This window comes from Amycolatopsis sp. NPDC043885 (genome assembly GCF_056435685.1).
Genome location: NZ_JBWKEA010000029.1, coordinates 26,696 through 46,901, shown reverse-complemented (window position 1 = coordinate 46,901; position 20,206 = coordinate 26,696). Strand labels below are relative to the sequence as shown.

The window sequence follows — 20,206 nt, the reverse complement described above, 5'->3', positions numbered from 1 at the left end:
CACAGGCGTCACGCCAGAATCTAAAGCCGCCGCCTTCACATTCACCCTGGTCTCGCGGTGCTCATCGGCGGCCGGTACAGGAATCGCGAACAACGGCACGAACGGATACGACCGACCGATCACGAAGATCTGAGCTCATACACGTCAGTCGACGACGACGCGGCTTCAAAGATCTTGGACATTGCGCTACCTGGGTGAACATGGGCTCGAATCAATGTGGATCTTGATTCCTCGGCACGACGAGCGGCCGCACATCCACGATCAACGGGCGCCCGGCTAGCTGGTGGGCAGTACGCGGCGGCGGATAGGCGGTCGTCGGCGCGGGGGCCACCCGTTCGGGCGCAGATCCTCCCCAGCCCCGCCTCGTACCGTCGATCACGCGAGGGATCGGGGTTGTGTCACACGGTGACCGCGAGGAGGGATCGACGGTGCTGGTGCGGATTCAGCGCGGCACCGGCGCCACGGCGCATGGCCTGTCCGGCGCGGAGGAACGCGTCGTCGGGCTGCTGTCGTCGTGGACGGGCAAGTACCACCTGCCCGGACTGGCGCTGGTGAACGTGAACGTGCCGGAGAAGACAGCGGTTCGGCAGGTCGACGGGCTGATCTTCACCCCGGCCGGGCTGATCGTCGTCGAGGTGAAGGGCTTCGTCCGCCCCCAGCCGGGCACGCTCACCGTTCCGCCGAACGGCCCGTGGACCGTTGGCGGAGAACCGGCCGCCGTGCACACCCTCACCGGGCTCACCCCGGGCGATCAGGTCAAGGCCGGCGTGTACGCGGCGAAGGCGGCGCTCTCCGGGATCGGCGGTGCCGACGGCACGTTCGTCACCGGCCTGGTCGTGCTCGTCCCGCACGACCGCGGACTCCAGCTCGGCGACACCGGCCGGGCCGGGCTCGGCATCCACGTCACCCTGGCCACCCAGAAAGACCTCCGGCGCGTGATGCGCCGGATCACCAGCCGAACCAGCAGCTGGACTGCCGACGCGGTCCTGGCCGCCTGCCGCGTCCTGGCGCTGGGCCACCTCGCTCCGGAGCGCACCGAGCTGCTCGCCGAAGGCTTCCTCGACCAGCCACCGGCGCCAGTTCCGCCCCCGGTGCCACCGCCCCGCACCGCCAGTCCGGCCCCGGCCAGGACCCGAGCGGACTCCCCGGCCAGGACCGCCTCGACGTCGACGAACGCCTGGTCTCGCTCCCCCGGCCTGCCGGCGAAGCCGCCGCCGGACTTCGTCTTCGACCCGATCACCCCGCCCACGCCAGTGGCTCCTCAACCGCGAGCCGCCGTGCCACGGCGACCGCCCGCACACCCGGCGGCGAGGCCTGCGCCCGTCCCGGCTGAGCGTCCGGCGCGACGTCGACGTGTCCCGTGGGGGCTGCTGATCGCGCTCACCCTGATCTGCACGATCGGCCTCACCGCTGCGATCCTCGTCGACCAGATGTTCGCCGGCCGATGAACTCGCGGCAGCGTGTCCAGAGCTGCCTTCCTGGCAGTCAATGTCCGCTGAGATGACAATTGACCGCGTCCCGCTCAGCCGCCACTCGCCCGGCGGAGCGATTCGGCCGAGACTCTAAAAAATTTCTCCGACCACCGAGCTCGGATGGCTGCCCTGACCTGCACGAAGGCGCTACCTGCGGTTATCGGGATCAGCGGGGAAATCTTTCCCCCCACGCTGGGGGAAAGACTCGTTGAAGGCAGACCCGAATAACGACAAGCCACCCATTGGGGCACGTGCAGCCTCCGACCCCTACATGTAGTCTCCTGGCAATCGAGCTCCCCCTGGAGCGCCTCACATCATGTGAGGCGGGGCCCGCCCCCAAGGCGGAACCCCTTGCCGGACCTCACGGTGCGGCAGAAGGGAGCCGTGCCGTGAACGCTTACGGCCGCGGTGAACCTGCCCCTGGCAGACGCCGTAAAAAGCGGAAGAGCCCGCCCCGGAAGCCAAGAGCCTCCGGAGTCGAGCTCTACCTGATAGCTCTGACAGTGGCTGAACGTTTGTCGGCGTTGGCACACCACTGGCTGAGCTGAGTACCGCTGCGTGGCCGTCTCTCGTTGGAGCGAGAGGCGGCCACGTTGCTGCTTGTCCGACCCGAATAACCCCGGGTCACTCTGGACCATAGCTCAGTTCCGGACGAGAGTCGAAGCGTGGCCACCTCATCGTGTGGGACGCAACGCCCGGACCACCACATCTTGTAGCTGCCTCCGGCTTAGCGCTGCGGGTTCCGCTAAGCGCAGTGTCGCGAGCGCCAGCCGGACGCCAGTCCCACGGCCAACCCGATGCCCTTCTTTTTCTTTTCGGCAAGGGAGTCTGGGTAATCGTTGGCTCCCCGGCAGCGCCGTGAACTGCGGAAAGCCCTGCCACAGGGGGATCCAACTTAGGTGGATCCCGGAGAACGAGGCGGATCGGCAGGGTCGGCGGTACCCGGAGCGGAAGCGGTCCTCGACGTCGCGTGGCCTCGGTCATGCGGTGCGGAGCAGGTACTGGCCTCTCTCGGCAAACCGATTGTGATACCTGAGGTCGAGGAAGTATCACCGCCGATCTGGTGTGCTACTTAGCTTCGGCAGCGGTGGTCTACCGGCCCATGCCCATGCCGTGGCCGCGGTCTTGGCCGTAGTGCTGGTCGTAGCGGTGCGGGTCGTAGCGCTCGTCCTGACGTGTGGCGCGTTGTCGGGCGGCCCGGAGCGCGCGTTCGGCCTGCAGCTCGCGTTCGGTACTGCGGAAGCGGTCTTCGGCGTCGTGCTGGCTGTCGGGCATGCGAGTGCGGAGGTCGGCTTCGTCGCGCAGTTCGCCGAGGGTGGTGCCGGCGCGGTCGGCTGTGTGGCCCGCCCGGTCGGCCTGGCGGTGGAGGTCGTCGACGTCGCGCTGATCGGCGGCCTGGGCGGCGTGGCGGTTCCGGTCGTGGTTGTCGGCGGCGAGGCGGGCTTCGGCGCGGGCGCGGTGGAGGCTGCCGGGATCGTGGTCGTGCTGGGTGAGGGTGTTCATGCGGGTGCGCAGGTCGGCGGCGACGGCCTCGGCCTGGGCGGCGGCCTCGCGCAGGTCGGCGGCTTCCTCGTGCAGCCGGCCGCGCAGGCTGGGGCGGCGGAGGGTGTCCCAGCGGGTGAGCTGGTCGGCTTTCCGCGCGCGGTCGTCGGCGTTCGCGGTCGCGACGCCGGCTTCGGTCACGGCTTTCTGGTGCTCGCGGGCGAGGCTGTCGTACTGGGTGGCCAGGTCGGCGCGGGCGGTCAGGGCGGTGACGTGGGCGTCGAGGTCCCGCACCCGCGGCCCGGCGCCGGCGGCGACCTGCGGTTCGAGGTCGGCGAGGCGGCGCGTGATGGTCTGCTGGGCCTGGGTGGCCTTCTCGATGCGGCGTTGTTCGCGGGCGATCGCCTCGGCGAGGTCGTCGCTGGAGAGGGTGCCGTGCGGACGTTCCCGCCAGGCGTCCTTCCACTCCCGCTCCTGCTGCATCTTCTGGAGCCTCTCGGCCTCGATCCGCTCGACGAGCTCGGGGTGGGCGGCGATGAACTCCTCCCGTTGCGCCAGTAACTCCTGTTCCCGGTCGGTGTCCCCGGCGATGCTCGCGCTGGTCAGCCCCATCTGCAGGCCGGTGTAGCGGATCCGCAGGAGGAGCTCGGCCCCGCTGCTCAGGGCGGGCTCGGCGACCTCGGTGTTCTCGGCGGGGTAGCTGGTCTCGTGCTCGGCGCGCCAGCGGTCCATCCGCTCCCACATGGCCTCGACCGGTTCCTCGGCTGTCTCCTCGGCCTGGTCCTGTCTGGCCTGTTCGGTGGCGGCCAGGGCATGGTCGTCGACGTCGGCGGGGTCGTCGGCGAGCGGGGTGTGCTCGGTGGCGGTGAGGTGGCGGGAGACCCAGTCGCGGGCGGTGTCGGCGGTGGTGTGCGGGAGCAGTTCGGGGTCGTCGTCGGGGACGCCGAAGCGCTCGCGGTAGGCGGCGACCTGCCCGGCTCGGTGGATCCAGGTGTCGCGGTCGAGGGGGTCGAGCGGGACCGGTCCGAGGTGCGCGGCCCAGGCCGGGCTCACATCGGCGGCCTGTTCGCCGAGGTGGCGGACGCGGTCGGCGAGTTCGCGGGCCTTCTCGGCCAGCCACTCCTGCAGGTCGGCGAGCTCGCGGGGCGCGGTCGGGTCGACCGGTGGGGGTGCGGGGATCCAGCCGGGCAGCAGCACCGGCCGCTCCCCCGCCCCCTCGGCGCCGCCTGCCGTGGTGGGGAGGTCGGGTTCGAGGCGGTGGTGCAGGACCTGCGCGATCGAGTGGGCTGGGTCGGCCGGGTCGTCGAAGGGGCGCTGGGCGGCGCGGCGGGCGAGGACGTCGCCGGGGTCGGCGCCGGTGTCGCGCACCTGGTGCAGGATGTCGGCGAGCGCGGGCCACGCCGGGTCGAGAAAGATCTCGTCGGCGTAGGCCGGGAGCGCCTGGTGCACCCAAGTTCCGGCGTCGGCGAACGCGTCGGGACCACGGTGGACGTCGAGGGCGTGCAGGTAGGCGGGGACGGCGACGTCGAGCCGGAACGGTTCCTCCAGCGCGTTCCGTAGGTGCTCGGTGGCCGAGAGTTCGGCGCCTTCGCGGCGCAGGATCGCGGTCATCGCCGCCGCGGCCGGGTCGTCGTTGCGGTGCCGGTAGAAAAGCTCACCGGGCAGGGTTTCGGGTTCGCCGGTCTCGAGGATGGTGTCGGTGTCGAGGTAGGCGTGGTTCTCCTCGACACCGCGCGAGAGGGCGACGAGGGCGGCTTCGCGGACGGCGATCGGGGTCAGGTAGCCGCGGGAGACGTCGACGGTGAGGCCTTGGGAGCGGTGCACGGTGGCGGCGTAGCCGAGCTCCACCTGGGTGGCGACGTAGGGGGCGGGGAGGGTGATCTCGCCGCGGTGGCGGACGTGCCGGACGGTGAGGGAGCCGTCGTCGTGGCGGGCGGTGACGTCCCACAGGTCGCCGTTCTTGACATAGTCGGTGGGTCCGAGGGCGAGGCGGCGCTGGTTGTCGCGGGTGACGATCCGGTCCCCGACGCCGGCGGCCATGCCGTCGCGCAGCCGCACACCCTCGGGTTCGACCTCGCCGGTGGCGCGGCGGTCGGTCTGCGCCCGCCCGGACAGCTCGCGGACGACCTCGGTCGAGTCCGACATCATGATCGACGCCCGTCCGAGGGTGGTGTCGGTGTTCCAGTCGGCGTAGAGCTGGTCCAGCACGGCGGTCCGGGTGCCGCCGTGCAGGCGGCCGTGGCCGCTGTAGAAGCCGACCGCCGCCTTGTCGCCGACGCGCAGCTGCAGCACAGCGGTGGCTTCGGCCGGGTCGCGGAAGCGGTGCAGGTGGGTCAGTTCGGTGCCGCCGTGGTCGTGGTGCAAAAGCCGCAGCGCGCCGCCGGCCTCGACGGCGGCGAGTTGGCGGTAGTCGCCGACCAGGCGGACGACGGCGCCGCGTTCGGCGGCGATCGCGCGGACGGCGTCGAGGGTGCGGGTGCCGCCCATCCCGGCCTCGTCGACCAGCACCATGTCCCCGGCGCGCAGGTCGATCTCGCGGCCGTGGGCGTGCAGGGTGACCAGCCGGTGCATGGTGTCGGCCGCGACGCCGAGCTCGGTGCCGAGGACCTGGGCGGCTGCGGCCGAGGGAGCGAGGCCGATGATCCGGCCGCCGGTGGTCTCCCACGCTGTGCGGACCGCGCGCATCGCCATCGACTTCCCCGCCCCCGGCGGGCCGATCCCGACCGCCAGCGCTTTTCCGCAGGTGACGAACTGTTCCACCAGCTGCCGCTGCCCGGGATCCAGCGCCCGCCCGGTCCGGGCCTCGTGCGCCGCGATCGCCGCGTGCACGTCCCGGGCCGCGACGACCGGGCCGGTCGTGGTGCGGGCGGCGTCGAGGAGGCGCTGTTCGGCGTCGAGGATCTCGGTGCTGGTGTAGCGGGTCGCGCCGTGGCGCTGGTAGATCGATTCGCCGTCGGCGCGCTGCAGCAGCGTTGGCGGCGGGGTGACCGCGACCGACAGTTCGATGGATTCGGTGCCCAGCGCCGTGGCGACGACCTCTTCGGTGACCCGCTCGCGGTCGGCGGCCGAGGCGAAACGATGGGGTTTGAGCTGGCGGATCGCCTCGGACCGCACGTGATACACCGACCAGGTCGACCGGTGCCGCGAGACGACGTCGACCACTATCGCCGCCACCTGCCCGACCTTGACCGGCTCGGCGGCCGCGGCCGCGCGGCCCATCGTCGCGGCGAGAACCCGATCGAGGTTCCGGCCGGGCAGCATGCCTTCGGCCGCCGCCCGCCAGGCATCGCGCTGCTCGCCCAGAGTCGTGCCGGCGGTGGCCTTCTCCGGCCGGTCCTCCAGCGTGGCCTGCTGCGCGAGGCGCATCTGCACACTGCGCGACGGGGTATGGCCGTAGGCCCGCACGTACTCGCCGACCAGGCGCTCGTAGTTGTTCTCGACCTGGTTACGGCGGGAGGAGAACCCGGTGATCAGCTCGTCCGGGACACCGGCGATTTCCCGCACCGGCCGCTTCCCGTCGGGCTTGGGCACGTTCTGCCAGGTGACGCCCAGCCGCTCGGTCAGGCCGTGTTCCATGGCGGCGTTGTAGGTCTCCGACATCGACACCGCGACCCGGTGTACCTGCCGCGAGTCGATCGTCCGCCATTTCCCGTCGACCCCGAGCACGCGGTTCGCGACGACCACGTGGGTGTGGAGGTTCGGGTCGCCGCAGCGGGAATCGCGGTGCTGGAACGCGACCGCGACGAAGCCGTTCGTGTCGATCTGCCCGGCCCCGCCCGCACCGACGCGGGTGAACGCCGCCTCCTTCTCGCCGTAGGCGAGCGCCGTCCGCCACGCCTGCTCGTGAACCTCTTCGATGGCCTGTGCGACGTCCGGTTTCCCCAGCCCCCATAACACCGACGCGGATTTCGGCGGGGTGAAGACGAGATCGAAACCGGTGACGGGCTGATCGGCCTTGCCGAGCTCGTCGACGAGGAAGCGCCGCACCACCGCCGGTTCCGGCGGCGTACCGCCCGGCCCGGCCAGCATCTCCGCGGCGATCTTCTCCTTGATCTCCCGGCGCTCGGCCACACTCGGACGGCGATCATGGATGACCGCGAACCGGTCGTAGCCCTCCTGCACGGCGACCCCGAGCGGGCTCTTGCCGCCCTTCGGTGGCGCGAACCGCCGGCCCAGCCGGGCCCTGTCGATCGCCTTCGCGTACGGCATCCCGGCGTCGATCCAGCGGGCGACCATCGCGTCGGCGTCTGGGTGAAGACCCTCGCCGAACAGGGCACGCATGTGCTCCTCGGTGACCTGGCCGGACATGCCCAGGTCCGCGATACCCGACCCGACCCACTGGCCCGGCGGGGTTCCCGAGGCCAGGTAGTAGTCCGCCAGCGACTGCCCTGGCTCGCGCTCCATGTCGAACGAGGCGACCTGGTCGGTCAGGTACGTGTAGCCGTCGCCCGCGTGCAGGACGTGACACGTCATCGTCATCCGGGTCCCCCAACCCTTGCGGGGCCTCCCTACCCCTCAAGATCCACCGTACGCCCTGTCCCTGACCAGCGCCTTTGCATCCGCACACTTTAGTGCCAGAGGTGTGGTGTCGGCTAGGGGGCGCCGTACGGGCAAGTTGATCACCGGGCAGCACGTGGGCTGCGGCGTGCGGGCGTCAAGCACCAGGCACGGCGGTGCACGGTGCAGCGTAGCCGGTGCGATGGTCGGCATGGGTGCGGTTCGGGCGTGATGTCGGGAGCCGTACTTAACGTGGATGACGCCGCATTCCGACGGCCGCAACGATCGTTCTGCCCTGGAGGCCCCCCGCCGTGCCCAGTCCGGACCCGTCAACGTCACACCCCGCTCCGTCCGAGCCTGATGACAAGGGCGCCAACGTCCCTGGGCAGGTAGCCGGCGACGACCAGAACGAAGTAGTGGACCTGGAGTCTCTGCGAGAACTGAACCGCTCGGCGAGCGACCTGGCCGCAGCGGCCTTGTCGACCCTCAGCGGAATCCAGAAAGCGCACATCGACGTCGGCGAGCAGCTCAGAGAACAACTCCGCGACGTCGCTCGCACGATGACCCAGCAGGTGATGCCGGATTCACTGCGAGAAAGCCTGCGCGCCGCCAAGCAGTGGAAACAGACCGTCGAAGTGCCACTCCTGGACTACAGCCGCCAGTTCCGATTCCCCTCAGTGGATAGCTGGCTGCGGCCGATCGCCACCGAGATCGGCGAGATCCTCGCGCCCCTGCGCACGATGCACACAGATCTGCTGCGCGGCAAAGGCCCCGGCAACTGGGCCGAGCTCAGCGACGAGGAGATGACCGGCGTCCTCGACCTCGCCAAGGCCGGGCTGCCGGTCACCTGGGTCCCCGACGCCCAGGTGCTGAAGGCGCTGCTCGCGGCAGACGAGGATGACCGCGCCACAGTCCTCCTCTCCCACAAGGACGACATTCTGGCCAGCTGCCGTACCACCGTGGCGACCGTCGCGAACGACGATGGTGAGCTGCGCGAACTCGCTCTCGCCGTCGGCCAGGTTGTCGATGCGCTTGCAGGCGGCCACGACGCCGCGGCCCAGGCTCTCGCCGCGAACATCGTCGACACCCTGCTGCGGGTAGCGGTCGCCGAGCCGGTCAGGTTCAGGTACTACGCCAAGGTCAAGGAGACGATCAACGACATCCCCTACGTCTTGCTGCCGTGGGCGATCACCCACTGGCCGGTGCTCGAGGCGCTGAACAACTACGACGGCGTCGACGAGGCGCCCACCGTGTTCAATCGGCACGCCACGGCGCACGCCGTCGGCCAGGCTCAGTACTCACGTGCGAACGCACTCATCGCCACCATGCTCGCCACCTCGGTCCTGCGCGAGGCGCATCACGTCGAAGTCACCGTGCGGGACCTGAAGGACGAGACGAAGACGATGTAGGCGATGTGCCCTGTACGCGCTCTGAACTAAGGGCGATCGGGTGATCTTGTCGGGATTCGTGCCTAACCTGGGGTGATGGCGAAAACATCAGCAGCAGTGCAGACCCGGCGAATCGCCCGGGAGAGGATGGCGGCGCAGATCGAGGCTGCCCGTAAACGCGAGCAGGAGTCCATCGACCTGCTCACCGATGTCATGACCGCGCAGAAACGCCGGGATGAGGCGGAGAAGGACATGGCGGCCGGAATTGTCGGCCTGGCGAAGCTAGGGCACACGACCAGCGGCATCGCTGAAATGACTGGCCAGACCGTGCCCGAAGTCAACCGCCTTCGCAAACTCCCCAGCGACTCACCGCCGACGACGCAAGACCCGACGACCAAGCCGCCGATCCCGGAGCAGCCGACCAGCGACCGCATGCCGAGCACCCCTGATGGTGACGGTCAGAGCGAACTCGCGTTCCCCTCAGGCAGAGCCTGACCAGCTCATGCCGCTGATCGCGCGCCTGGAAGACGTCGGGATCGTGGACGCGACCGCACCTGATCTCGGTGTCACCGGCGCGGCGTGGGAGCAGCTGCATCGCGTGGTGAACCCGCGGCCGCCGCTGACGTGCGTCGGCTGCGGCCGCCGGGTGCACGCGAAGGTCAGCCCCGCTCCGCTGTCCCTGCGATATTTCGCGCACGACGCGGCCGCCGCCGGCTGCGCTCTGGCTGGTGAGTCCGCCGCGCACCGCGCGCTGAAAGCGGCGCTGACGGCCGCGGTGCGGCGCGCGGGCTGGCGCGCCGAACTTGAGGTGCCCGGCCCGGGATGGCGAGCCGATGTCCTGGCCTCCGCCTCGGACGGCTCCCGGCGGGTGGCGTGGGAGGCGCAGCTGTCCGGCATCAGCGTCGACGACATCTCCGCCCGCACCGAAGGCCTGCGCGCCGGCGGGCTGGAGGTCTGCTGGGTCGCCCGCCGCCGCGTGGCGTGGCTGGGACACGTTCCCGCCGTCCAGCTGTGCCCGGCGCCCGCCGAGCACGGCGTCGATGACCGGCTTGAGGTCGTCGATGGGCTGCACCGCTTCGTCCGTCGCTGGTGCGTACCGGCGACCCGCTGCGAGATCCGCGGCCGAAAGCGACCGTTCCCCGGCAGGTGTGTCGGCCACAACCGCTGGGAACGTGTCACCGGCATGCCGTTGGCGAGGTTCGTCGCATTGCACTGCGCGGGCCAGCTCGTCCGCCACGAGCCCCGCGCCGGGCTCACTCCCGCGCAGGAGAAGGAACGGCTTCGTCGCGGCCGATGGACCTGGACCGCCGAGCACTACGTCCAGGCCGAGGAGAACCGGCTTCCTGACCACCCCGTGACTGGCCCGGCACCGCCACGCGAAACGCAGGCCAGCAGGGACTGGCGTGCGCGGTGGCGTGCCGCCCTGCAGGCACGGGAAGCACGCATGGAAGCCCTGACAGAGCCCGTCATCAGCTACTTCGAGCGCACCCGCTCCGCCCGCCCCCATCTCGACCCCGGCGCCCGCCGCGACTACGCCGACGGTGTCCCGGTCTACCTCGGGCGGGAACTCGTCGCGATCGTCGAGCCGCTGGGCCCGCTCATCAACACGCTCCCGCCCGGCGTGCCGATCATCGTCGGCCACCCCGACGAGCTCCGGCGGATCACGGCGACTGTGCGCGACCCCGAGCGCACCTTCCTCCTCCTGGAGACACCAGACGAGGACACTCGCACCCGGTGAGCAGGGGTGATAGCTCTACGGACCTGCGAGTCCTATCAAGCCTGCCTGATGACCTGCGCCGGGACCAGGGTGATCAGTGCCGTGCAGGGCCGGCGGCCGGGACAGCGTCGACGATGTCGAACGCGTCGATGCGGACGACGATCTCGTGGGCGATAGTGCGTGGGAGAAGCTCGCTGTCCCAGCCGATCCACCCTTTCCGGCGGCGGCCGAGCAGCTCGACGGCGTCGACGGGGGTGTTGTGCACGATCCCGGACACGCCCCACACCGTGAACGCCCGCACGGTGAGCAGGGCCGATCCGGCCTGGCGCAGCGCGGGGCAGTAGCGGCGGGACGCGGGGACGCAATCCAGGCAGGTCGGCGGGGTCGGGGTGCACCGATGCCCGCCCTCGCCCATGTCGGCCATCTCCGGGGTGGGCAGCAGCCACGGCACCGCGGCCGGATCAAGGCCACGGCTGCAGACCTGACACGCCGGGCGCTGCATACAGTCCCGTTGCCGTCGTTCGTGGACGCGGCCCATGTGGGGCATCACCACCAGGTCCTCGTCGTCGACGCGGGGCTCGTTGCGGTACCAGAGCACGCCGCGTTCGTCCCGGTCGCCGGGCTGCTCGTCGGCGAAGGCGACCCGCCACACGCCGTCGGTCAGCGAGACCGTAGTGATCGGTTCGTATCCAGGCTCGCCGTCCCAGGGCACCAGGTACGGCACCGGCAGGCCCCGGAATGTCGGCAGGTCCTCCACGCGCGGCGGCCGCGCGGCCCCGCCGATGCCGGCGTTCACCGCTGGCCGGGGCGGGACTGCAGCAGGTGGTCGAAATTGTGTGTCTCGTCGAACGTGTCGCCGGCGCCGAGGGCGGCGGCGAACATCGCGTCGAAGTCCGGATCCGGCTCGGGTTCGGGGAGCGCGTCGACGGCGGCCTCCATGCCCGACAGCGCCTCCGCCTCGCTGCGGGCCGCCCGCTCGTCCAGGGCGCGGTGGATCGCGCGGCGCCCGCGCCTGTTGACGCCCCGGTCGACCACCAGCCAGCTGCCGTCGGTCCCCTGCTCCACGACGTACCGCGGATCGCTCGTCGCCACCTCAGCCCTCCCCCATCGCCCCTCGCGCCTGGCTCTCGTCGTCCTGTTCTACCGCCCACCCGGCCTGTCGCCGTCCCGGCGCGCCCACACCACGGTGGCGCAGCCGGGCTACCAGTTGTTCAGCCGCCATTCCAGGACGCCGGGTGCGCCGCAGTGGCGGCAGACCTCGTCGACGGAGAACGTCCGGCCCGGCTTGTCCTCGGAATGGGGGCCGTCGCACTCCTTTGAGCACACGTTCACCCCGATCCACTGCATGCCCCGCTCGTCGACGCGGTGGTAGGTGCGCAAGCTGTGTGTCATGACCGCGGGCCTTGCGTGTCGTTGATGCCCGCCTGCAGCGCCAGCAGCAGCGAGCGCGCGGGCACGATGATGTCGCGTTCGGGGCGCGGGGTCCGGTTGCCCGCCTCGTCCACGTCCACGAGCCCGAGGTGGACGTCGTCGCCGGTCACCGACACGCACAGCTCCTGCCCCGGCGGATCCAGGTAGCGGCCCTCGTCGCGGTCGCGGACGGTGATGTAGATGTCGGTGATCATGACGTTGATTGTGGCGAACCAGATCCGCCCCGGACAGGATCCGGAGTGGCGCGCGGGCCGGGCTGGGGGATCTCCGGGTCGTCCGGGCCGGAGTAGAAATCGCCCCGGTACTCCCGGCGCGGCACCGTCGGCATCCACACCGGGCCGGTGTCCTCGACCGGCGCCTCTGCCCGAACCTTCTCCAGCACCGCCTCGACGAGCTCGCCGTAGCGATCGCGCAGGTCTTCGGCGGGCCGGCCGGTCATGGTGGCGATCGCGGTCCAGGACATCCCCTGCGCCCGGTCGCAGGCCAGCGACATCTCCATCACCCGCTCGGCCCGCTCCAGCATCCGCTGGGCTTGCCCGGCGCGGCTGAGGCCGCCCTTGCTGAGCTTGCGGCGCGTGGTGTCGGACTCGACGTCCATCTCGCCCACCAGCGCCGACAACTGATCGGCCAGCGCGTGCTGGACCGGAGGGCGCTCCACTGCCCACATCTCCAGTGGGTCGCTGGCGGCGGGATCGGGGTGATCAGCACGGGGCATGGCCGGAATTGTGCCCGACCACAACCGACCCGGGAGGTTTCTGCCCTGGATCCCACTGTCGTGTGGCCGGTTGCGGAAGGAGTTGAGCAGGCTTGATAGGCGCAATAGATAAGAGATGCCTATCAAGCCTGCTCTATACCTCAGCCGCGCTACTTCTGAGGCGGGAACGCCACGGCGAAGAAGTCGTTCACGCGTTCCGCTGGAATACTGCCGTCGAGCAAAATGGACTTACGCAGGGACTTCTCGACCACCTCGGCCGGGATCTCCAGGGGCTCTTTGCCGGCGTCGCGGACGATGGCCCCGAACAGGCCTGATGCCCGTCCGGGTGCCTGCTCGATGAACCAGCCCAGCGCGTGGCCGGTCTGCCGAGTGAGGCCGATGTAGCCGGCCGTGGCCATCGTGTTGCGGACGTACTGCAGCTCCCACAGCACGCCCTGCTGGATCATCCAGGCCAGGTCGTAGACCGTGGGCGGACACCTGGGTTTCAGGGGTTGGTTTGCCGCATGCCGTACAGGCCACTGCTCGGATCGGTGATGTGGCTGTTGTGGACGCGGGAGCCGGTGTCGGTGAGTACCAGCGGGTCTTCTGCTGTTCCTTCGTGGCCGCAGGCTCCGCAGTCGTTGCGCTGGCCGTTGTGGTCGCGATCTTGCTGGCGTGTGCTGATCCAGGTCATGTGTCGGGACCTTTCCGTCGCTTCCTGGGGGTTTGAACAGGTTTGATAGGGCTGTTTTTGCTGATAGCTCTATCAAACCTGCTTGGCAGATCAGGTGTGCGCTGCGTCGCCGTCGGCGATGGTCAGAGCACGGCGAGCAGCGTGGCGGAGATGCCGAGCGCGAGGCCGTGGAGGGCTTGGTCCGCCAGGTACATGCCGTTGAGGCCTCCGCTGTTGAGGGCGGCGAAAGCCGGGGAGCCGGTGTGTTCGAGGAGCCACCGCACCGGCCATTTCCGGTCCAGGAGCGCGTGGGTCAACGCCGAGACCGCGAGGGCCGCGGCCACTCCGGCCGGCGACCAGTGCAGGGGCAGCACGAGCCAGGCCAACAGACCCAGGACGCCCAGGGTCAGGTGGTACTGGGCGATGTGGGCGAGATTCGCCGCCCATCCGCCGTGCCTGGTCGTGTCGCCGTTCGCGACGTCCTCGGGTGTCGGCGCGCCTTTGCGTGCGGCCTGCCGGTCGGTCTGGCCGGTGATGTGGTCGCCGAGGTTGTGCGCGATGTGGAGCACCGCCCAGCTGGCGGCGAAGGTGGTCAGGGTCGTCAGGTCGTCGATGGGCGTCATCGTGGTCGCCTCCAGGCGGGTGAGCTGGCCGGATAGGGGCCGCAGGTGTGCGGGTTCTGCGAGACGTGCGAGGCACAGCACATCTCGCGTGGGCACATGGGGTTAGAGCATCGCTTCGGCGATGTCGGGATCAAGCTCGCGGACGGTGGTGAAGCTGACGTCCCCGGCCTGGTGGACGTCGGCGAGCGCGTCGGCGTAGGGACTGGTGGCCGCGGCACCGAGGACGTCGCCGAGGCGGGCGAGGGCGCCGTCGGCGAGGTCGACCAGCTGCTCGCGGATCCGGTCGAGCTGGGCCAGGTGCTCGGCGAGCTGCCGACGGTCGAGCTGGCCGAGGACGGTCAGGTAACGGGCGGTGGGCACCGCGTCGACGGTGTGGCAGAAGCGATCGATGGCGGCGGTGACGGTGGTGATCACGGAGTCGGTCATGAGGTCCTCCCTGCTGGGCCTGTGGCGCCTGCGAGACCTATCAACCCGCTCGAATTCGGGTCTTTCTGGTGTCTTGAGCTGGGTGGATAGGTCTGTGAGACGCGCTAGGCCTGCTGGTGGTGCGTGGCGTGTGGTGTGAGGTCGAACAGCGGGACCATCTGGGACTCGTCGGCTTCGCGCAGCCGTCGGGCGCGGGTCTGGAGATGGTGATCGCGGTCGTGGTGGAGGTGGCAGCCCTGGCAGAAGGCGACGAGGTTGTCCTCGGCGCAGTGCTCCGGGACGTGGTCGCGGTGCGCGGTGGTCAGCACGACCTCGGACCCGGTTCCGGCCGCGGGCGTGCCGTGGCGATTGCGGCAGCGCCCGTCGACGGCCAGGTGGTGAGCGGGGCGGCCGCATTCACCGCGGCATTCGCAGCGGCCGCCGGCGCGTTCGAACCGGATGCGGTAGCTGATCATCGGCCAGTCGGCGGGGTAGCGGTGCCGGTTCTCCGGATGGATCGGCATGGCCACCTCACCCGGCCCGGCGTCGCCGATGCGCCCCTCGGCACCGCGTCCGCCCAGGTGGAGCGGCACTCGCGGACTTGCTAGACCTCGCAGGGTCACGGCAGATATCGAGGATCGCAAGGTCGCGAGGTGTGTCGGACGCGCGCGGGGCGTGCAGCCGTTTGAGGACGGTATCGACGAAGTCCGGCCGCGCGGCCGGGTGGCCGGGTGTGAGGTTGCTGGCCATCCAGGCCCGGATGGCGAACGGCGGCATGCCGGTGTCGTCGCGGGTGGCGATCTCGGTGACGAACGGGGCGGCGGCGTCCGGTGAGCAGCGCAGGAGCCCGGCCGCGTCGCGGATGAGGACCGCGCGGGCCTCGTCGGGGGTCACCGGACGCCTCCGACCTGGTCGGCCAGGGCGGTGAGGTGGTCGGCGAGCTGCTGCAGGACCTCGGCGGTGACGTCGAGGACCACGGCTACGCCGTAGAAGAGGGTGCTCATCGGGCCGTCACCCCGTCCAGCAGCGCGCCGAGGGCGTGCCTGACGGCCTGGTCGGTCCACGCGGCCTCGTCGTGGCCGCGGGCTTCGGCCCGGGCCTGGGCGGCGGCCTGCCGGAGGGCGGCCTCGGTAGAGGTGTCGACGGTGTCGGCGTGGACCTCGAGGTGGTCGGCGACCGCGGTGGCCAGGGCGGCGGCCGCGATGTGGTCGGATCCGGCCAGCGGCTCGGGCCGCAGCACCAGTTCGTGGTAGCGCAGGGCCAGGGCGTTGGCCAGGGCGAGATGGTCCGCGCGCTCGCGCGCAGGGTCGATCGAGTGAGACACTGGGATCTCCCTTTCGAGGGTGTCGGCCGATCCCTGGAGCCACGAGCTGGAATTCTGAAGCTCCCGGGGTCGGCTTTTCTGTTGCCCGCTCGGCGATGGCCACCGGCGGGATGGGTCAGCCGTCGACGTCCTCCTCACTCGCGGGCGGCTGGTAGGGGACGAGCCGCGCGACCGGCTTGTTCTCCGAGCCCCGGAGGATCACGTACTCCTCGCCACGCCACTGGACGTCGTCGAGCACGGAGGCCCAGTTGTCACGTGCGGCGCGGGACAGGATCTTCTTCATGACTCCGATGGTCCCAGTGGTACCACTGGTGGGCAATCCATCAAACGGGGCTAAAAACGCCTCTACCTGGCGTGATAGGCCTGATAGGTCACGCAGGGTTGCCGTCATTGCGAGTGACGCGAGGGTTGAAGTCCTTCGCAAGCCTCGCACCTGCGTTTACGCTGCTGCCCATGCTCATTACCGCTGCGATCAACCAGAAGGGCGGCGTCGGGAAGTCCGCTCTCGTCGCCGGCACCGCTGGAGCGCTTCTGGCTCGCGGCCGCCGGGTCCTCGCGATCGACCTCGACCCACAGGGCCACCTGACGACCGAGGCCCTGAAACTCAAAGAGGCCGCGAGCGGCGACAAGGCCGCGAACATGTTCAACGCGCTGCGCGGCACGTACAAGGGACAGCCGTCGAAGCTGACGGTCCGGCACTCGGTCCACACCGCCGCCGACGGCTCGGTCGGCGTCCTCGACGTGCTGCCCACGACGTTCGACATGTTCTTCCTCGACCGCGAGCTCTACGCCCGCACCTCCCAGATGGAGAATCGGCTCAGCTGGCTGATCCAGGCCATCGCCGACGACCTCGCGAGCCGGGACGCCGCCTACGACCACGTCCTCATCGACTGCCCGCCCGCGCTGAACATCCTCACGGAGAACGCGCTCGTCGCCACCGATGGCGTGCTCCTGCCGGTCCAGCCCGAACGCAGCTCGATCCGCGCGCTGCGGCTGCTGCTCGGGCAGCTTCGGGTCATCGAGGAGAGCAACCGGCTCGCCCAGCGCACCATCTTCGGCCTGGTCCCGTCGGTCTACCGGCGACCGCTGGCAGGGATCAACATCGCGATGTTCAAGAAGTTCGAGGCCATGCCGCTGGACATCCTCGCGCTGTTCCCCTCCGCCACGGTCGTTCAGCAGGCCTGGGCCACCGGCACCCCGGTCCCGCTGTTCCAGCCCGAATCGCCCAGCGCCCAGAACTACCACCGGCTGGCGATCCGGCTCGACGTCGCCGCCGGCCTGTCCCCAGCGTCCGAGTGGGACGCCCTGCCGCCCGTTTCCGAACTCACGAAGATCACAGAGGACACCACCGCATGAACAAGCCCCCTAGCTGGCAAGACGCCGTCAACGAAGACGGCGTGGACCCGCTCGTCGACGCGCTCCGCAACCGGGGCGGCGGCGGGAGCGGCGGCTCCGCGCCGAAGAACAAGAAGCAGCCCGTGCCCTCCAGCTCGGCGAGCGAACCCACCACCCGGTCCTGGTATCTCGCCCGCGAGGTCGCCGAGGAACTGAGTGAGGCCTGCGACGAACTCTTCTACGACCTGCGCGGGGCCATCCCCAAGCACGTCATCCTCAGCCACCTCATCCGCGAAGGCCTCCGGCACAAGGCCAAGGTCCGCGAGAAGCTGACCAAAATCGCCTCATAGTTCTGCGAGACCCCGCACACCTGCGAGCGCCGTGACCGAACCCGCTTCGGTCACGGCGCTCGCGCGTTCACCAGGCCTGCCCTGCCCGCGACATATGCGCCTCCGGCGAGCCCTCGCAGACCTCGCAAACCTTGTCGCCGAGCCCACCCGTCACCCCTCGGAAACCGGCGCCCCTGCCCCCTTGCCCCCTCTCCGGGCACAGGGGGGCAGACGTCGATCAGCCGCGGCCACAAGGCCGGGATTTCCACCTCTGACCGGGTCAGCCGCAGGGGGTCAGGTGCCCCCTCGGTGCCCGGGGCAATCGGGAGGGGGCAATCAGCGGCTCACCAGCGCAGTTGCCCCCTGTTGCCCCCCTCATTTGCCCCCCTGCCCTGGCCGCCCGGCCACCCCGGCGAAGGGGGCACTGCCCCCTCACCTGACCGGGCACCGTGCCCGGGGGTCACCTGCCGGGGGACACCAAGGGGGCAACCCCACGGGGCACGATCGCCACGGCCCCGGCAGCTGCCCCCCGGCCAACCCGGGACCGCCCGGGGGGTCACTGCCCCCTGCAGCGGCACCGCCGGCCGAGCACCCGCGCCGTCATTCTGACCCGGCCACTGCCGGGGTCACGCGGAGCGGACCCACCAGACCGCTGACCCCTCACCCCGCCCCGTCCCTGGCCGGGCTGACCCGCCTTGACCGCACCCCGGCCGAGGCCCGGCCTTAGTCGGTCTCGCTCGGCCGAGATGGGCTCCCGCGGCCCGGTCACCAGCCCGGCCGCCGACCGGTGCGGGAAGGCCTTGGCAGACCCGCCAGCCGGTCACCCTCTGTAGACGAAACAGGGGTTTCGCTGAGGGTTTCGTGGCGAAAGAACGGAGGTTTCGCTAGCATCGGCCTCGCGCGCGCACGCGACGCGCGCTGCGCGTTGGCCCTCCAACGACCCCCGAAGTCTTCCCGCGCGAAACCCGCACACACGCGCATGTGACCGACAGTCACCACTCACTCAGACCTGCTTCGGTCCTCCACGGCCCGTGAAGACGGCCGCGGCCCGCGGGCGCATCCCGTCCAGTGCCTGTTCGCGACGGTGATCAAGACCTGGTTGGCCGACACCAGCGAAACGATCTTCAAAAAAGCCAAGTCGTATAACTTGCTATACAGCTTGGCATTTTGAGGGCTTGAGCCCCCGTCTCGCGACCGCAGAGGCACGCGAGCAACAAAAACGCCGCAGAGACGGCCTCGGGGCCAGGAAATCCGCTCCAAGATCGCCTCCGCCGGGCCCGAATCGCGCCACAATCCACCGATGGCGCGGCTGCGACCGCAGCCCTGCCCGAACGCCATCGGATGCATTTCCGCTGGTAGAGGCCATTTAGAAGCGTGCAAGGTCGGTGAAGCGCCCATAGTGGAGCTGGTGCGCGACGGTCACTGTCGTCGTGGGCCCGAAGCGGTTCTTGGCGACGATGAAGTCGGCTTCACCGGCGCGGGGATCGTCACGGTCGTGGGCGTCGGGGCGGCTGAGGAGGATGACCATATCGGCGTCCTGTTCGAGCGAGCCGGACTCGCGCAGGTCCGACAGCAGCGGCCGCTTGTCCTGCCGCTGCTCGGGGCCGCGGTTGAGCTGGGAGAGCGCCACAATCGGGACCTCGAGCTCCTTCGCCAGCAACTTGAGCGAACGCGACATCTCTGAGACCTCGACCTGGCGGGACTCGGCGCGGCCGCCGGCGGTGAGCAACTGCAGGTAGTCCACGACGATCAGCCCGAGCCCTTCGGGCTTGGCGTGCAGCATGCGCGCCTTCGCGCGGATGTCGGTGACCGTCATGTTCGGGGTGTCGTCGATCATCAGCGGCGCACCGCTGATGCGGTCGTCCCAGGCCTGGTTCATCCGGTCCCAGTCGGCGGGAGTGAGGCTGCCGGGCTCCCGCATGTCCCCGATCCGCAACGGCGTTTCGGCGGCGACGATGCCCTGCACGAGCTCCGTGCAGCTCATCTCCAGGCTGAAGAACGCGGTCGGGACGCCCTGCTTGATGGCGGCCGCGCGGGAGAGGTCCCTGGCGAGCGAGGTCTTCCCGATGCCGGGCCGGGCCGCGACGATGATCAGGTGCCCTGGGTGCAGCCCGTTGGTGACGGCGTCGAGGTCGACGTAACCGGTGGACAAGCCCGGCTTGATCCGCCCAGACTGCACGTCGTCCAGGTGCGACGAGAACGCCGCACGCAGATCGCCAATGCGGGCCTGGCCGCCGTCCCGGCGGCCCTCGCTGACCTGGTCCAGGAACGACTGGGCCCGGGTGAGCAGGTCGGACGGGTCGCCGCCCGACTCGTTCGCCGCAAGCGCGGCCTGCGTCATCCGCGTCCCGGCCTCGTAGGCCCGACGGAACGTGGCCTTGTCCCGGACCTTCTCGGCGTGGTGCACCACAGCATCCGACACGTACAACGCCGCGACGAGGGTGTACAGGTACGGCGCCCCGCCGACCCGGCTGAGCTCGCCGCGGTTCGCGAGCTCGCGCTCAACGACCATCACGTCGTGCGGCTTGCCCTCGTTGAACAGGTCCAGCACGACGTCGAAGATCGCCGCGTGCGCGGGCCGGTAGAAGTCGGCGCTGCTGATCAGGCCCGTGACTTGGCTGATCACGGTGGCGCTGCGGGTTTCCATCAGGCCGCCGAGGACGACCTGCTCGGCCTCGTTGTCATGCGGGGGCTGCGGTGCGTACTCGGGATCGTGGTCATCGTCGCGGGCGGCCGGGCGGTGCGAGATCATGTCGGTGGACATGCGCGTTCATGCCTTTCTCGTGTGTCCATCGCCTGGTCCGCCCTGCACGGCTGACCAGGCACTTTTCACTTT

Annotated in this window: 21 protein-coding genes; 6 read left to right on the top strand and 15 right to left on the bottom strand. The window is 70.2% G+C overall.

Annotation, left to right across the window (positions count from 1 at the left end; genetic code table 11):
- Positions 1-395 precede the first annotated feature (395 nt).
- Positions 396-1,448 (top strand): nuclease-related domain-containing protein, encoded by a 1,053-nt coding sequence (locus AC069I_RS42815; RefSeq protein WP_478267940.1) that lies wholly within the window; start codon positions 396-398, stop codon positions 1,446-1,448.
- A 1,116-nt stretch (positions 1,449-2,564) separates the two neighbouring features.
- Here the strand turns inward: AC069I_RS42815 and mobF are convergent.
- Positions 2,565-7,433 (bottom strand): MobF family relaxase, encoded by a 4,869-nt coding sequence (gene mobF, locus AC069I_RS42810; RefSeq protein WP_478267939.1) that lies wholly within the window; start codon positions 7,431-7,433, stop codon positions 2,565-2,567.
- A gap of 434 nt (positions 7,434-7,867) precedes the next feature.
- Between mobF and AC069I_RS42805 the strand changes: the two genes are divergently transcribed.
- The 3 genes from AC069I_RS42805 (at position 7,868) to AC069I_RS42795 (ending at position 10,577) form a co-directional block, all read left to right on the top strand.
- Positions 7,868-8,860, top strand: a complete 993-nt coding sequence (locus AC069I_RS42805) for a hypothetical protein (protein WP_478267938.1) — start codon at positions 7,868-7,870, stop codon at positions 8,858-8,860.
- A gap of 75 nt (positions 8,861-8,935) precedes the next feature.
- Complete coding sequence (locus tag AC069I_RS42800) at positions 8,936-9,334, top strand: hypothetical protein (protein WP_478267937.1); 399 nt, start codon at positions 8,936-8,938, stop codon at positions 9,332-9,334.
- A gap of 7 nt (positions 9,335-9,341) precedes the next feature.
- The gene (locus AC069I_RS42795) at positions 9,342-10,577 is read left to right on the top strand and encodes a competence protein CoiA family protein (RefSeq protein WP_478267936.1); all 1,236 of its coding nucleotides are present in this window, start codon (positions 9,342-9,344) and stop codon (positions 10,575-10,577) included.
- Between the two features lie 73 nt (positions 10,578-10,650).
- Here AC069I_RS42795 and AC069I_RS42790 read toward each other — a convergent pair whose 3' ends face one another.
- From AC069I_RS42790 to AC069I_RS42730, 13 genes are all read right to left on the bottom strand, one after another.
- Complete coding sequence (locus AC069I_RS42790; RefSeq protein ID WP_478267935.1) at positions 10,651-11,352, bottom strand: hypothetical protein; 702 nt, start codon at positions 11,350-11,352, stop codon at positions 10,651-10,653.
- Positions 11,349-11,648: a hypothetical protein gene (locus AC069I_RS42785; RefSeq protein ID WP_478267934.1), complete on the bottom strand. Its 300-nt coding sequence runs from the start codon at positions 11,646-11,648 to the stop codon at positions 11,349-11,351. Before AC069I_RS42785 ends, AC069I_RS42790 begins: the two co-directional genes overlap by 4 nt.
- Positions 11,649-11,756: 108 nt before the next feature.
- Complete coding sequence (locus tag AC069I_RS42780; RefSeq protein WP_478267933.1) at positions 11,757-11,948, bottom strand: hypothetical protein; 192 nt, start codon at positions 11,946-11,948, stop codon at positions 11,757-11,759.
- The gene (locus tag AC069I_RS42775) at positions 11,945-12,181 is read right to left on the bottom strand and encodes a hypothetical protein (protein WP_478267932.1); all 237 of its coding nucleotides are present in this window, start codon (positions 12,179-12,181) and stop codon (positions 11,945-11,947) included. Before AC069I_RS42775 ends, AC069I_RS42780 begins: the two co-directional genes overlap by 4 nt.
- Positions 12,178-12,702 carry a hypothetical protein gene (locus AC069I_RS42770; RefSeq protein WP_478267931.1) on the bottom strand — a complete coding sequence of 175 codons (525 nt, stop codon included), beginning with the start codon at positions 12,700-12,702 and terminating at the stop codon, positions 12,178-12,180. The genes AC069I_RS42775 and AC069I_RS42770 overlap by 4 nt, the downstream gene beginning before the upstream one ends.
- A 149-nt stretch (positions 12,703-12,851) precedes the next feature.
- Complete coding sequence (locus AC069I_RS42765) at positions 12,852-13,148, bottom strand: hypothetical protein (protein ID WP_478267930.1); 297 nt, start codon at positions 13,146-13,148, stop codon at positions 12,852-12,854.
- Positions 13,149-13,186: 38 nt separating this feature from the next.
- Positions 13,187-13,375 carry a hypothetical protein gene (locus tag AC069I_RS42760; protein ID WP_478267929.1) on the bottom strand — a complete coding sequence of 63 codons (189 nt, stop codon included), beginning with the start codon at positions 13,373-13,375 and terminating at the stop codon, positions 13,187-13,189.
- A 122-nt stretch (positions 13,376-13,497) separates the two neighbouring features.
- Complete coding sequence (locus AC069I_RS42755; RefSeq protein ID WP_478267928.1) at positions 13,498-13,977, bottom strand: hypothetical protein; 480 nt, start codon at positions 13,975-13,977, stop codon at positions 13,498-13,500.
- 102 nt (positions 13,978-14,079) lie between these two features.
- Entirely contained in the window at positions 14,080-14,403 is a 324-nt protein-coding gene (locus tag AC069I_RS42750) for a hypothetical protein (RefSeq protein WP_478267927.1), read from the bottom strand.
- Between the two features lie 104 nt (positions 14,404-14,507).
- Positions 14,508-14,975, bottom strand: coding sequence for a hypothetical protein (locus AC069I_RS42745; protein ID WP_478267926.1), 468 nt, complete (start codon positions 14,973-14,975; stop codon positions 14,508-14,510).
- Entirely contained in the window at positions 14,914-15,276 is a 363-nt protein-coding gene (locus AC069I_RS42740; RefSeq protein WP_478267925.1) for a hypothetical protein, read from the bottom strand. The genes AC069I_RS42745 and AC069I_RS42740 overlap by 62 nt, the downstream gene beginning before the upstream one ends.
- 106 nt (positions 15,277-15,382) lie before the next feature.
- Positions 15,383-15,706 (bottom strand): hypothetical protein, encoded by a 324-nt coding sequence (locus tag AC069I_RS42735; protein ID WP_478267924.1) that lies wholly within the window; start codon positions 15,704-15,706, stop codon positions 15,383-15,385.
- A gap of 115 nt (positions 15,707-15,821) precedes the next feature.
- The gene (locus tag AC069I_RS42730) at positions 15,822-15,989 is read right to left on the bottom strand and encodes a type II toxin-antitoxin system Phd/YefM family antitoxin (protein ID WP_378412449.1); all 168 of its coding nucleotides are present in this window, start codon (positions 15,987-15,989) and stop codon (positions 15,822-15,824) included.
- 170 nt (positions 15,990-16,159) lie between these two features.
- Between AC069I_RS42730 and AC069I_RS42725 the strand changes: the two genes are divergently transcribed.
- On the top strand, positions 16,160-17,062 hold the full coding sequence (locus AC069I_RS42725; RefSeq protein ID WP_478267923.1) for a ParA family protein: 903 nt from the start codon (positions 16,160-16,162) through the stop codon (positions 17,060-17,062).
- Positions 17,059-17,391: a hypothetical protein gene (locus tag AC069I_RS42720; RefSeq protein ID WP_478267922.1), complete on the top strand. Its 333-nt coding sequence runs from the start codon at positions 17,059-17,061 to the stop codon at positions 17,389-17,391. Before AC069I_RS42725 ends, AC069I_RS42720 begins: the two co-directional genes overlap by 4 nt.
- Positions 17,392-18,736: 1,345 nt before the next feature.
- Here the strand turns inward: AC069I_RS42720 and dnaB are convergent.
- Positions 18,737-20,134, bottom strand: coding sequence for a replicative DNA helicase (gene dnaB, locus AC069I_RS42715; RefSeq protein WP_478267921.1), 1,398 nt, complete (start codon positions 20,132-20,134; stop codon positions 18,737-18,739).
- Positions 20,135-20,206: the final 72 nt, after the last annotated feature.

Coding starts and splice junctions, on each gene's coding strand:
- mobF (WP_478267939.1), bottom strand. CDS start 7,433: ATGACGATGACGTGTCACGTCCTGCACGCGGGCGACGGCTACACGTAC.
- AC069I_RS42800 (WP_478267937.1), top strand. CDS start 8,936: ATGGCGAAAACATCAGCAGCAGTGCAGACCCGGCGAATCGCCCGGGAG.
- AC069I_RS42795 (WP_478267936.1), top strand. CDS start 9,342: ATGCCGCTGATCGCGCGCCTGGAAGACGTCGGGATCGTGGACGCGACC.
- AC069I_RS42780 (WP_478267933.1), bottom strand. CDS start 11,948: ATGACACACAGCTTGCGCACCTACCACCGCGTCGACGAGCGGGGCATG.
- AC069I_RS42775 (WP_478267932.1), bottom strand. CDS start 12,181: ATGATCACCGACATCTACATCACCGTCCGCGACCGCGACGAGGGCCGC.
- AC069I_RS42770 (WP_478267931.1), bottom strand. CDS start 12,702: ATGCCCCGTGCTGATCACCCCGATCCCGCCGCCAGCGACCCACTGGAG.
- AC069I_RS42765 (WP_478267930.1), bottom strand. CDS start 13,148: ATGATCCAGCAGGGCGTGCTGTGGGAGCTGCAGTACGTCCGCAACACG.
- AC069I_RS42760 (WP_478267929.1), bottom strand. CDS start 13,375: ATGACCTGGATCAGCACACGCCAGCAAGATCGCGACCACAACGGCCAG.
- AC069I_RS42755 (WP_478267928.1), bottom strand. CDS start 13,977: ATGACGCCCATCGACGACCTGACGACCCTGACCACCTTCGCCGCCAGC.
- AC069I_RS42750 (WP_478267927.1), bottom strand. CDS start 14,403: ATGACCGACTCCGTGATCACCACCGTCACCGCCGCCATCGATCGCTTC.
- AC069I_RS42730 (WP_378412449.1), bottom strand. CDS start 15,989: ATGAAGAAGATCCTGTCCCGCGCCGCACGTGACAACTGGGCCTCCGTG.
- AC069I_RS42725 (WP_478267923.1), top strand. CDS start 16,160: ATGCTCATTACCGCTGCGATCAACCAGAAGGGCGGCGTCGGGAAGTCC.
- AC069I_RS42720 (WP_478267922.1), top strand. CDS start 17,059: ATGAACAAGCCCCCTAGCTGGCAAGACGCCGTCAACGAAGACGGCGTG.
- dnaB (WP_478267921.1), bottom strand. CDS start 20,134: ATGTCCACCGACATGATCTCGCACCGCCCGGCCGCCCGCGACGATGAC.